The following is a 12,244-nucleotide window of genomic DNA, read 5'->3' as shown; positions in this document are numbered from 1 at the left end:
CCGTCGAGAGTATCGAATCAATGCCGCACATTTTGATCGTCGAAGACGAAACAATTATCCGCTCCGCCTTGCGCCGCCTGCTGGAACGTAATCAGTACCAGGTCAGCGAAGCCGGATCCGTGCAGGAAGCACAAGAGCGTTTCAGCATTCCCACGTTTGACCTGATCGTCAGTGACCTGCGCCTGCCTGGCGCACCGGGCACTGAACTGATCAAGCTTGGCCAAGGCACTCCGGTGCTGATCATGACCAGCTACGCCAGCCTGCGTTCGGCCGTCGATTCCATGAAGATGGGCGCGGTGGATTACATCGCCAAGCCTTTCGATCACGACGAAATGCTTCAGGCTGTTGCGCGGATCCTGCGTGATCGCCAGTCGGCACCCGCCGCCGGTGAGCCAGTGGTCGGCAAAGCCGTCAATGGCGCCGCGAAGCCGGGCGTCGATAACAGCAATGGCGAGATCGGCATCATCGGCTCCTGTCCGCCGATGCAGGACCTGTACAGCAAAATCCGCAAAGTCGCGCCCACCGATTCCAACGTTCTGATCCAGGGCGAGTCCGGTACCGGTAAAGAACTGGTGGCCCGCGCCCTGCACAACCTCTCCAAACGCGCCAAGGCGCCGATGATTTCGGTGAACTGCGCGGCCATTCCGGAAAGCCTGATCGAGTCCGAACTGTTCGGCCACGAGAAAGGCGCATTCACTGGCGCCAGCGCTGGGCGTGCCGGTCTGGTTGAAGCAGCGGACGGCGGCACCTTGTTCCTCGATGAAATCGGCGAACTGCCACTCGAAGCTCAGGCTCGCTTGCTGCGCGTGTTGCAGGAAGGCGAAATTCGCCGGGTCGGTTCGGTGCAGTCGCAGAAAGTCGACGTACGCCTGATCGCCGCAACTCACCGGGACCTCAAGAGCCTGGCGAAGATCGGCCAGTTCCGTGAAGACCTTTATTACCGCCTGCACGTAATCGCGTTGAAACTGCCGGCCCTGCGCGAGCGCGGTGCCGACGTCAACGAAATCGCCAATGCGTTCCTGGTGCGCCAGAGCGCGCGGGTCAACCGCACCGACCTGAAGTTTGCCCCGGATGCCGAACAGGCAATTCGTCACTACACCTGGCCGGGCAACGTTCGTGAACTGGAAAATGCGGTCGAACGCGCGGTGATCCTGTGCGAGAGTCCGGAAATTTCCGCCGAGCTGCTGGGCATCGACATCGAACTGAGCGATCTGGACGATGACGACTTCATCGGCCTGCCACCGCAACAGGGCAACGCCGCCGGTAACAATAGCCATGAGCCGACCGAAGACCTGTCGCTGGAAGACTACTTCCAGCACTTCGTCCTCGAGCATCAGGACCACATGACCGAAACCGAACTGGCCCGCAAACTCGGGGTCAGCCGCAAGTGCCTGTGGGAACGTCGCCAACGCCTGGGCATTCCACGGCGCAAGACCGGGGTGGCCAGCGAAAGCTGAACGTCACCTGTAGGGTGTGCGGGTAACACCTGACACTGTGAAAAAACTGTTACCCCAGTCTTTTCACGTAACAGAAGCCGGGGCTTACGGTAACGAAGCCCCGGTTTTTTTGGGCCTCGAAAAACCTCGCCAGACCGGCTAACCCCTTGTTTTGCTGGGCCTCGCAAAAGTTGGCACGCACCCTGCTATATGTTCAGTACAAGAACAATAACAAGCAATGCACAAGACAATAAAAATAAGACGAATCGACTCACGCACAATAAAAACAAGACGGCGAGAGGCGCAGCTAACTGATTCTTTTGGAGAGGCGTTGTATTTGGGGCTTGCCCCACGACCAGGCCGAGAACAACAAAAACTGTCCTAAGACAGAGCCTGAACTGGTTGGATCGTAAGATCACTGCAACACAGCGACCAAAGCAATCCGTTTGCTCTTGGCTCCCGATTGGGAGGGTCATGAAGGAAAAACTTCATGGCGAGGGCACTTAACAAAAACAAAAAGCCCGAAACCAATAATAAAAATAGAGCATGCAACTACTTCTTGGGGAGCTTCGGCTCCCCTTGTAGTTTCTGGCGTTTGATCCCGCGCATAACCCGCAGCCTGCATATAACCCGCGTATCGTCCGTATCTCGCCCGCACGTAGCAGCTGTCGAGCACCGCGAGGCTGCGTCCGGCGGCGAAGCCGTCGCAAGATAAGCAACCGCATTCCCCCTGACCCACCGCAATCTCTGGTTTACGACGGCTTCGCCGCCAACCGCGTATCGACCGCACGTAGCAGCTGTCGAGCAGCGCGAGGCTGCGTCCGGCGGCGAAGCCGTCGCAAAATAAGCAACCGCGTTTCCCCTGACCCACCGCAATCTCTGGTTTACGACGGCTTCGCCGCCAACCGCGTATCGACCGCACGTAGCAGCTGTCGAGCAGCGCGAGGCTGCGTTCGGCGGCGAAGCCGTCGCAAGATAAGCAACCGCGTTTCCCCTGACCCACCGCAATCTCTGGTTTACGACGGCTTCGCCGCCAACCGCGTATCGACCGCACGTAGCAGCTGTCGAGCAGCGCGAGGCTGCGTTCGGCGGCGAAGCCGTCGCAAGATAAGCAACCGCGTTTCCCCTGACCCACCGCAATATCTGGTTTACGACGGCTTCGCCGCCGGACGCTGCCTCGCGCTGCTCGTCAGCTGCTACGGTGCCTTCCAGATATGCCCTTCACGCGGTTTCGCAGCTTCCTACACCATCCCCCGACTAAATGCTAGAATCCCGGCCCATCATGCGGTCATTCTTCGTTATGGCCGAACATTCCTTCAAACAGTGCATCCCATGCTGAAGAAGTTGTTCCAGTCATTCCGTTCTCCCAAGCGTCATACGCAACACATCCGCAGCACGCCTGAAGTGCTCAACAGCGGCCAACATTCGCTGCAAAAGGGGCAATTCAGCCGCTACGCGGTGAATATCGTCGAACGCCTGCAGAACGCCGGTTACCAGGCTTACCTGGTCGGCGGTTGTGTGCGCGACATGATGCTCGGCATCACGCCGAAAGATTTCGACGTCGCCACCAGCGCCACCCCTGAACAAGTACGGGCAGAATTTCGCAATGCGCGGATCATCGGCCGTCGTTTCAAACTGGTGCACATTCACTTTGGTCGCGAAATCATTGAAGTCGCGACCTTCCGCGCTAACCACCCGCAAAACGATGAAGAGGAAGACAGCAACCAGTCTTCCCGCAACGAGAGCGGGCGCATCCTGCGCGATAACGTCTATGGCACCCTGGAAGAAGACGCGCAACGCCGTGACTTCACCATCAACGCCTTGTATTACGATCCGGTCAGCGAGCGCATCCTCGATTACGCCAACGGCGTACACGACATCCGCAATCACCTGATCCGCCTGATCGGCGACCCGAAGCAACGCTACCAGGAAGACCCGGTACGGATGCTGCGGGCCGTGCGTTTCGCCGCCAAGCTGAATTTCGGTATCGAAAAACACAGCGCCGCGCCGATCCGCGACCTGGCACCGATGCTGCGCGAGATCCCGTCGGCACGTCTGTTCGAAGAAGTACTCAAGCTGTTCCTCTCCGGCCACGCCGCGGACACCTTCGAGATGCTGGTCGACCTGCAGTTGTTCGATCCACTGTTCCCGGCCAGTGCCGAGGCATTGGAATACAACCCGACGTACACCCACACGCTAATCAGTGAAGCGCTGATCAACACCGACCTGCGGATCAAGCAGAACAAACCGGTGACCCCGGCGTTCCTGTTTGCTGCACTGTTGTGGCCGGCTCTCCCAGCCCGCGTGTTGCGCCTGCAAGAACGCGGCATGCCACCGATTCCGGCGATGCAGGAAGCGGCGCACGAGCTGATTGCCGAACAGTGCCAGCGCATTGCGATTCCGAAACGCTTCACCATGCCGATCCGCGAGATCTGGGACATGCAGGAACGCCTGCCACGCCGTAGCGGCAAGCGCGCCGACCTATTGCTGGACAACCCGCGGTTCCGTGCCGGTTACGACTTCTTGCTGTTGCGCGAAAGCGCCGGCGAGCAGACCGATGGGCTGGGCGAATGGTGGACGGATTATCAGGACGCGAACGACAGCGAACGTCGCGACATGATCCGCGACCTCAGCGGCAAGGATGACGGCACTGGCGCTCCGCGCAAACGTCGTCGCAGCGGTGGCGCCAAGCGCAAACGCGCCGCCGGCGCACCGAGCACCACGGGCGAGTAAGTCATGGAACGCGTCTACATCGGCATGGGCAGCAATCTGGCTGACCCCGCTGAACAGTTGCGCAGCGCCGTCGAGGCGCTGGCGCGGTTGCCGCAAACCGAACTGGTTGGGGTTTCCGGGTTTTATCAAAGCGACTCGCTGCTGCCCGGCCAACCGCGCTACACCAACGCGGTTGCCGCCCTCGACAGCCGCCTCGCGCCGCTGGACCTGCTCGATGCGCTGCAAGCCATCGAAAACGGCCATGGTCGCGAGCGCCTTGAACGTTGGGGGCCACGCACGCTGGATCTCGACATTGTGCTGTTCGGCGATCGCCTGATCGACGAACCCCGCCTCAAAGTCCCGCACTACCATATGCAGGAACGCGCCTTCGTCCTGTATCCACTGGCTGAACTGGCGCCGGCGGATTTGCGATTGGCGGATGGCCGGACTCTCAACGAATTGCTTGAGGCATGTCCGTTCGTCGGCCTCGAACGCCTCCCCCAAGCTTCACGCTAACCCCCTGTGGGAGCGGGCTTGCTCGCGAATGCGGTGTATCAGTCGACATCTCTGTTGAATGACACACCGCATTCGCGAGCAAGCCCGCTCCCACATTGTTTATGCAGTGTCACAAAAATCTGCTGAATCGCATCAGTTACCCCGGTAACACCCCACACGTAACAATGCGGTAACACACACAATTGACTTCCCGAGTCCTCCTCACGACTATAGGCGTCCCGCTGCCGCCAACGCGGCGCTAAAGGGCGCAATCCAGGCCTTATAAGCACGACAAAAGACCGTGCGCCTGAGTAAATGAAGAATCACGCGCGTTACTCGCAGTAGTTTCCATAGCGCCTGAACGAGGATTTTTTACATGCCAGCCATCACCCTGACCACGCTCCAGAGCCTCAAGCAGAAAGGTGAAAAAATCACCATGCTGACCTGCTATGACGCGACCTTCGCCCACGCCTGCAATGAGGCCGGTGTCGAAGTGCTGCTGGTGGGCGACTCCCTCGGCATGGTTTTGCAAGGTCACGACAGCACCCTGCCCGTCACCACCGCTGAGATGGCCTACCACGTGGCCGCCGTCAAACGCGGCAATGCCGACGCCTTGATCCTCGCCGACCTGCCGTTCATGGCCTACGCCACCACCGAACAAGCCATGACCAACAGTGCCCTGCTGATGCAGGCCGGTGCGCACATGGTCAAGGTCGAAGGCGCCTTGTGGCTGGCGGACTCGATCCGCCTGCTGGCCGAACGCGGTGTGCCGGTGTGCGCGCACATGGGCCTGACCCCGCAATCGGTAAACATTCTGGGCGGCTACAAAGTCCAGGGCCGCAGCGAGAACCAGGCGCGGCAGATGCGTGCTGACGCCATCGCCCTGGAACAGGCCGGTGCGTCGATGTTGCTGCTCGAATGCGTACCGAGCGAATTGGCTGAAGAAATCACCCAAGCCGTGGGTATTCCGGTGATCGGCATCGGCGCCGGCAGCGGCACCGACGGCCAGGTATTGGTGCTGCACGACATGCTCGGCCTGTCGATCACGGGTCGCGTGCCGAAGTTCGTGAAGAACTTCATGGCCGGACAAGTCAGCATCCAGGCTGCACTCGGCGCTTACGTCTCTGAAGTCAAAGCGGCGACTTTCCCAGGTATCGAACACGGATTCTCTGCATGAACACCGTCAAAACCGTCCGCGAACTGCGGGCTGCCATCGCCCGTGCCCGCGGTGAAGGCAAACGCATTGCTTTCGTCCCGACCATGGGCAACCTGCACAGCGGTCATATCGCGCTGATTGCCAAAGCCTCCCAACGGGCGGATTTCGTGGTCGCGAGTATTTTCGTCAACCCGCTGCAATTCGGCGCCGGCGAAGACCTCGACAAGTACCCGCGCACGTTGGCGGCGGATCAGGAAAAACTGCTCCAGGGCGGCTGCCATCTGCTGTTCGCCCCGACCGTCGAAGAAATGTACCCCGACGGCATGGCCGGCCAGACCCGCGTCAGCGTTCCGCAACTGTCCGAAGGCCTGTGTGGCGCCAGCCGTCCGGGGCATTTCGAAGGTGTGGCAACGGTGGTCAGCAAACTGTTCAACATGGTCCAGCCGGACCTGGCGATCTTCGGTCAGAAAGACTTCCAGCAACTGGCAGTGATTCGCGCCCTGGTGCATGACCTGAACATGCCGATCCAGATCATCGGCGAACCGACCGTCCGCGCCGCCGATGGCCTGGCGCTGTCGTCGCGCAACGGTTTCCTCAGCGAAGAACAACGAGCGACTGCGCCCGTGGTGTATCGCACGCTGTCGTCGATAGCCGATGCGATTAAACAGGGTGATCGCGACTATCCGGCGCTGATCGAGGCGCAAATCAAACAGCTCGAAGCGGCTGGATTGCGCACCGATTACCTGGAAATCCGCCATGCCGTGACCTTGCGTCCGGCCACTGCGCAGGATCGGGATTTGGTGATTCTGATGGCGGCGTTCCTCGGGACGACGCGATTGATCGACAACCTGCACCTGAACCTCGACGCTTCCGCCTAAACACCGCAATCCCCCTGTGGGAGCGAGCCTGCTCGCGAATGGGACATTCAGCATTGATGTTGAATGTCCCATTCGCGAGCAGGCTCGCTCCCACAGTGGGTTTTGTGGTGACTTCCAGAGCGTATTGCCGCCCTCAAAGCCTTCGTGCAATATGCCCGCCGTTCGATTCCGACCTGGGGAAACACTCATGCACGCCATCATGCTCAAGGCCAAGCTGCACCGCGCCGAAGTCACCCACGCAGTACTCGATTACGAAGGTTCTTGCGCCATTGACGGCGAGTGGCTGGACTTGTCCGGCATCCGTGAATACGAACAGATCCAGATCTACAACGTCGACAACGGCGAGCGCTTCACTACCTACGCGATTCGTGGCGAAGAAGGGTCGCGCATGATTTCCGTCAACGGTGCTGCGGCGCACAAGGCCAAGGTCGGTGATCGGGTAATCATCTGCGCTTACGCTCATTACAGCGAAGCCGAGTTGGTGAACTTCAAGCCGCGCATGCTCTACATGGCGCCGGGCAATGAGCTGAGCCACATCAGTAATGCCATTCCGGTCCAGGTGGCCTGATAGCACCCTGCCCCGGCAAACGCCCGTTTGTCGGGGCATTTCTGGTTTTAATGTTAAAAAAGTACAGAAAACGAGTCATACAAAGCGAAGACAGATCCGCACGCGAGGTTTACTGTTACCGCCCTGCGCTATTTAATCGTCTCCAAGCAGATTGCCCGCAATGACCCACCCAGCGGTCGGGACGTTCCGGGATCTTCAGTGTCTTAAAGGCAGTTCAAGTAAAAAGGAAAATCGCAGCGATGGCGTACTACCGCACTCCTCATGACGTTACCGCTCTGCCCGCCTGGCAAGCGTTGAAAGACCACCGCCAAGCCATGCAGGATTTCAGCATGCGCGAAGCGTTCAATGCCGACCCGCAGCGCTTTACTCAATTCACCCTCAGCAGCTGCGGTCTATTTCTCGATTACTCGAAAAACCTGATCAACGCCGAGACCCGCAATCTGCTGGTGGGCCTGGCCAACGAAGTCGACCTCAAAGGCGCGATCAAGTCGTTGTTCGAAGGCGAAATCGTCAACTCTTCCGAAGGCCGTCCAGCGCTGCACACCGCACTGCGCCGCCCGGTGGGCGACAAGTTGTCGGTGAACGGCGTCAACGTGATGCCCGAAGTGCACAAAGTGCTGAACCAGATCACCGACCTCGTGGGCCGTATCCACGATGGTCTGTGGCGCGGTTACACCGAGAAGCCGATCACCGACGTGGTGAACATCGGCATCGGTGGCTCGTTCCTCGGTCCCGAGCTGGTGTCCGAAGCGCTGTTGTCCTACGCCCATAAAGGCGTGCGTTGCCATTACCTGGCGAACATCGATGGCAGTGAGTTCCACGAACTGACCATGAAGCTGCGCGCCGAGACCACGCTGTTCATCGTCTCGTCGAAATCCTTCAACACCCTCGAAACCCTGAAGAACGCTCAGGCCGCACGCGCCTGGTACCTGGCCCAGGGCGGTTCGGAAGCCGAGCTGTATCGTCACTTCATCGCGGTCTCGAGCAACAACGCCGCAGCAGTGGCCTTCGGTATCCGCGAAGAGAACATCTTCCCGATGTGGGACTGGGTTGGCGGCCGTTACTCGCTGTGGTCGGCCATCGGTCTGCCGATTGCCCTGGCCATCGGCATGTCGAACTTCAAGGAACTGCTGTCCGGTGCCTACACCATGGACCAGCATTTCCAGAGCGCGCCGTTCGAACAGAACATGCCGGTGCTGCTGGCGTTGCTTGGCGTCTGGTACGGCAACTTCTGGGGCGCGCAAAGCCACGCGATCCTGCCGTACGACCACTACCTGCGTAACATCACCAAGCACTTGCAACAGCTGGACATGGAATCCAACGGCAAGAGCGTGCGTCAGGATGGCACGCCTGTGTCCACCGACACTGGCCCGGTTATCTGGGGTGGCGTTGGCTGCAACGGTCAGCACGCTTACCACCAGTTGCTGCACCAGGGCACCCAGCTGATCCCGGCCGACTTCATCGTGCCGATCGTCAGCTTCAACCCGGTGTCTGACCACCACCAGTGGCTGTACGCCAACTGCTTGTCGCAAAGCCAGGCATTGATGCTCGGCAAGACCCTTCCCGAAGCTGAAACCGAGCTGCGCGACAAAGGCCTGAGCGAAGAAGAAGTACACAAACTCGCGCCGCACAAGGTGATCCCGGGCAACCGTCCGAGCAACACCATCGTGGTCGAGCGCATCAGCCCGCGCCGCCTCGGCGCACTCGTGGCGTTGTACGAACACAAAGTCTTCGTGCAAAGCGTGGTCTGGGGCATCAACGCCTTCGACCAGTGGGGCGTGGAGCTGGGTAAAGAACTGGGCAAAGGCGTCTACAACCGCCTGGTCGGCAGCGAAGAAACCCCGGCTGACGATGCTTCAACCCAAGGCCTGATCAACTACTTCCGCGGCCGTCACCGCGGTTGATCTGACGCCACACTGCAACACCCTGTGGGAGCGGCGGTGCGACGATTCGACTTGCTCGCGAAGGCGGAGTGTCATTCAACAGATAAGTTGACTGATCCACCGCATTCGCGAGCAAGCCCGCTCCCACATTGGTTTGTGTACGACTTGAACCCGCTGGGCACTCGGCGCATCTTTATGACTTGTTTACCAAAACAAGAATAAGGAACCGTCATGTTCGATATCAGCACGTTCCCCAAAGCCGATGCCGTACGCCGGGCAGCCAACCTGAGTCAGGACGACTACCAGCGTCTCTACCGACAATCCATCGAACACCCCAGCACCTTCTGGGCTGAACAGGCCACGCGCTTCCTTGACTGGAGCACTCCGTGGCAAACCGTCCAGCGCTATAACCTGAAAACCGGCGAAGCCGCCTGGTTTGCCGGGGGCAAGCTGAACGTCAGTTACAACTGCATCGACCGTCACCTGGAAAAACGTGGCGATCAGATCGCAATCATCTGGGAAGGCGACGACCCCGCCGAATCCGCCCAGATCACCTACAAAAAACTCCATCACAACGTCTGTCGCCTGGCCAACGTGCTGAAAAGTCGTGGCGTGAAGAAAGGTGATCGGGTGTGCATCTACATGCCGATGATCCCCGAAGCCGCCTACGCGATGCTCGCCTGCACGCGGATTGGCGCGGTGCATTCGGTGGTGTTTGGCGGTTTTTCCCCGGACTCGGTGCGCGACCGGATTCTCGACGCCGACTGCCGTACCGTGATCACGGCCGATGAAGGCGTGCGCGGAGGTAAATTCGTGCCGCTCAAGGAGAAGGTCGACAAAGCACTCGAGAGTTGCCCGAACGTCAGCACGGTGATCGTGGTCGAGCGCACCCAGGGCGAAGTGAACTGGGTCGAAGGTCGGGACATCTGGTATCACCAGGCCTTGCGCGATGTCGGCGACGATTGCCCGCCGGAACCGATGGACGCCGAAGATCCGTTGTTCATCCTCTACACCTCCGGCAGCACCGGCAAACCCAAAGGCGTGCTGCACACCACCGGCGGCTATCTGCTGCAAGCGGCGATGACCTTCAAGTACGTACTCGATTACCGCGACGAAGAAGTGTTCTGGTGCACCGCCGACGTCGGCTGGGTCACCGGCCACAGCTACATCGTTTACGGGCCGCTGGCCAATGGCGCGACCACGCTGATCTTCGAAGGCGTACCGAGTTACCCCACCAGCTCACGCTTCTGGCAAGTGATCGACAAACACCACGTCAACATCTTCTATACCGCACCGACCGCCCTGCGCTCGCTGATGCGTGAAGGCTCCGAGCCGCTGAAGGAAACGTCTCGCGAGAGCCTCAGATTACTCGGCAGTGTCGGTGAGCCGATCAACCCGGAAGCATGGGATTGGTATTTCAACGTGGTCGGCGAGCAACGCTGCCCGATTGTCGACACCTGGTGGCAGACCGAAACCGGCGGCATCATGCTCAGCCCGTTGGTCAGCGCGCAACGGATCAAACCGGGCTGCGCCACGCAACCGATGTTCGGCGTGCAACCGGTATTGCTTGATGAAGTGGGCAAGGAAATCAAAGGCGCCGGCAGCGGCGTGCTGGCGATCAAATCCAGTTGGCCGGCGCAGATCCGCAGCGTCTACGGCGACCCGCAACGCATGGTCGAAACCTACTTCAAACCCTACCCCGGCTACTACTTCACCGGCGACGGCGCCCGGCGCGATGAGGACGGCGACTACTGGATCACCGGGCGTATCGACGATGTGATCAACGTCTCCGGGCACCGCATCGGCACCGCGGAAGTGGAAAGCGCCTTGGTGTTGCACGACAGCATCGCCGAGGCCGCGGTGGTCGGTTACCCCCACGACGTCAAGGGCCAGGGCATCTACGCCTTCGTCACGCCCATGAACGGCTCCGAACCCAACGATGAACTGAAGAAAGAACTGCTGGCGCACGTCAGCAAGGAAATCGGCAGCTTCGCCAAGCCAGACCTGATTCAATGGGCGCCGGCCTTGCCGAAAACCCGCTCGGGCAAGATCATGCGGCGGATTCTGCGCAAGATCGCCTGCAATGAACTGGATAGCCTGGGCGACACTTCGACCCTGGCCGATCCGAGCGTGGTGCAGGAGTTGGTCGATAAACGCCTGAATCAATAACACTCGGACCTGGAATGCCCTGTAGGAGGCATTCCAGGTCAGTCTTTTTTTCGCCACTGAGTCGCCATGGAATTCATCCGCACCCGCATCGAAACCCAGCTTATGAGCCTGACTGGTCTGTCCTTGGGCAACCTCGACCTGGAGAACCCCAAGGGCGACCCCGGCCTGTTCGGGCCCGAGTCGGTGAGTTGGCAAGTGCATGGTGATTTCAGCAGCATGCTGATCGGCGGCATCAGTGCGTTGATGCTGCAAGCCTTGCATCCACTGGCGTTGGCCGGGGTCTGGGATCATTCGAATTTTCGCGAAGACATGCTCGGCCGTTTGCGCCGTACCAGCCAGTTCATCTCCGGGACGACGTTCGGTTCGCGCAAGGACGCCGACTGGCTGATCGAAAAAGTGCGCACCATCCACCTGCAAGTGGTCGGCACCGCGCCGGATGGCCGGCCGTACGCCGCCAGTGATCCTGACTTGCTGACCTGGGTGCATGTGGCCGAGGTCAGCAACTTCCTCGCGGCGCACCTGCGTTATCGCAATCCGCATTTGTCATTGGCTGATCAAGACCGCTACTACGCCGAAATCGCGGTGATCGCCGAGCGCCTGGGCGCCCGCGATGTGCCGCATAGCCGCAAGGAAATGGCCGAGTATCTGGAGCGAATCCGCCCGCAGCTGCTGTGCGACGACCGCAGTCGCGAGGTGTTGCGCCTGCTGCTGAACGCGCCCTCCCCCAGCCGCATGGCCAAACCGTTTGGCGGCTTGATGATGCAGGCCGGTATCGACCTGCTGCCGGACTGGGCGAGTGACATGCTTGGGGTCAATCAGAACCCGCTGCAACGTCAGTTGATCCGCGCCAGCGTCAAGCGCAGTGCGCCGATGCTGCGCTGGGCGATGAGGAATGGCTCGGTGCAACGGGCCAAGCGGCGGATGGGGTTGCTGACCTGACGCTCCAC

General features: G+C 60.0%; 9 protein-coding genes. All 9 read left to right on the top strand.

The features are described 5' to 3' along the window. Nucleotides 1–20: 20 nt before the first annotated feature. Nucleotides 21–1,457, top strand: a complete 1,437-nt coding sequence (locus NK667_RS32400; protein ID WP_054616640.1) for a sigma-54-dependent transcriptional regulator — start codon at nt 21–23, stop codon at nt 1,455–1,457. A gap of 1,311 nt (nt 1,458–2,768) precedes the next feature. Further along, on the top strand, nt 2,769–4,169 hold the full coding sequence (locus tag NK667_RS32395) for a polynucleotide adenylyltransferase PcnB (protein ID WP_054616641.1): 1,401 nt from the start codon (nt 2,769–2,771) through the stop codon (nt 4,167–4,169). Nucleotides 4,170–4,172: 3 nt separating this feature from the next. Then, nucleotides 4,173–4,664, top strand: a complete 492-nt coding sequence (gene folK / locus NK667_RS32390) for a 2-amino-4-hydroxy-6-hydroxymethyldihydropteridine diphosphokinase (RefSeq protein WP_054616642.1) — start codon at nt 4,173–4,175, stop codon at nt 4,662–4,664. A 355-nt stretch (nt 4,665–5,019) separates the two neighbouring features. After that, complete coding sequence (panB, locus tag NK667_RS32385; protein ID WP_054051288.1) at nt 5,020–5,820, top strand: 3-methyl-2-oxobutanoate hydroxymethyltransferase; 801 nt, start codon at nt 5,020–5,022, stop codon at nt 5,818–5,820. Then, on the top strand, nt 5,817–6,677 hold the full coding sequence (panC, locus tag NK667_RS32380; RefSeq protein ID WP_054616643.1) for a pantoate--beta-alanine ligase: 861 nt from the start codon (nt 5,817–5,819) through the stop codon (nt 6,675–6,677). Before panB ends, panC begins: the two co-directional genes overlap by 4 nt. A 187-nt stretch (nt 6,678–6,864) precedes the next feature. Continuing rightward, nucleotides 6,865–7,245, top strand: a complete 381-nt coding sequence (panD, locus tag NK667_RS32375) for an aspartate 1-decarboxylase (RefSeq protein ID WP_054616644.1) — start codon at nt 6,865–6,867, stop codon at nt 7,243–7,245. A 239-nt stretch (nt 7,246–7,484) separates the two neighbouring features. Continuing rightward, nucleotides 7,485–9,149, top strand: a complete 1,665-nt coding sequence (gene pgi, locus NK667_RS32370) for a glucose-6-phosphate isomerase (RefSeq protein ID WP_054051291.1) — start codon at nt 7,485–7,487, stop codon at nt 9,147–9,149. 210 nt (nt 9,150–9,359) lie between these two features. Next, a complete protein-coding gene (gene acs, locus NK667_RS32365; RefSeq protein ID WP_054616645.1) occupies nt 9,360–11,297 on the top strand; it encodes an acetate--CoA ligase in 1,938 nt (645 codons plus the stop codon). A gap of 66 nt (nt 11,298–11,363) precedes the next feature. After that, complete coding sequence (locus NK667_RS32360; RefSeq protein ID WP_054616646.1) at nt 11,364–12,236, top strand: oxygenase MpaB family protein; 873 nt, start codon at nt 11,364–11,366, stop codon at nt 12,234–12,236. Nucleotides 12,237–12,244: the final 8 nt, after the last annotated feature.

The sequence above is a fragment of the Pseudomonas nunensis genome, from assembly GCF_024296925.1.
Classification (GTDB): Bacteria; Pseudomonadota; Gammaproteobacteria; order Pseudomonadales; family Pseudomonadaceae; genus Aquipseudomonas; species Aquipseudomonas nunensis.
Note: the sequence above shows the minus strand (reverse complement) of the source record. Positions and strands in the feature narration are given on the sequence as shown.

Bases quoted from the DNA above. Each gene is read 5' to 3' on its own strand.
- NK667_RS32400 (WP_054616640.1), top strand. From the start codon at position 21: ATGCCGCACATTTTGATCGTCGAAGACGAAACAATTATCCGCTCCGCC.
- NK667_RS32395 (WP_054616641.1), top strand. From the start codon at position 2,769: ATGCTGAAGAAGTTGTTCCAGTCATTCCGTTCTCCCAAGCGTCATACG.
- folK (WP_054616642.1), top strand. From the start codon at position 4,173: ATGGAACGCGTCTACATCGGCATGGGCAGCAATCTGGCTGACCCCGCT.
- panB (WP_054051288.1), top strand. From the start codon at position 5,020: ATGCCAGCCATCACCCTGACCACGCTCCAGAGCCTCAAGCAGAAAGGT.
- panC (WP_054616643.1), top strand. From the start codon at position 5,817: ATGAACACCGTCAAAACCGTCCGCGAACTGCGGGCTGCCATCGCCCGT.
- panD (WP_054616644.1), top strand. From the start codon at position 6,865: ATGCACGCCATCATGCTCAAGGCCAAGCTGCACCGCGCCGAAGTCACC.
- pgi (WP_054051291.1), top strand. From the start codon at position 7,485: ATGGCGTACTACCGCACTCCTCATGACGTTACCGCTCTGCCCGCCTGG.
- acs (WP_054616645.1), top strand. From the start codon at position 9,360: ATGTTCGATATCAGCACGTTCCCCAAAGCCGATGCCGTACGCCGGGCA.
- NK667_RS32360 (WP_054616646.1), top strand. From the start codon at position 11,364: ATGGAATTCATCCGCACCCGCATCGAAACCCAGCTTATGAGCCTGACT.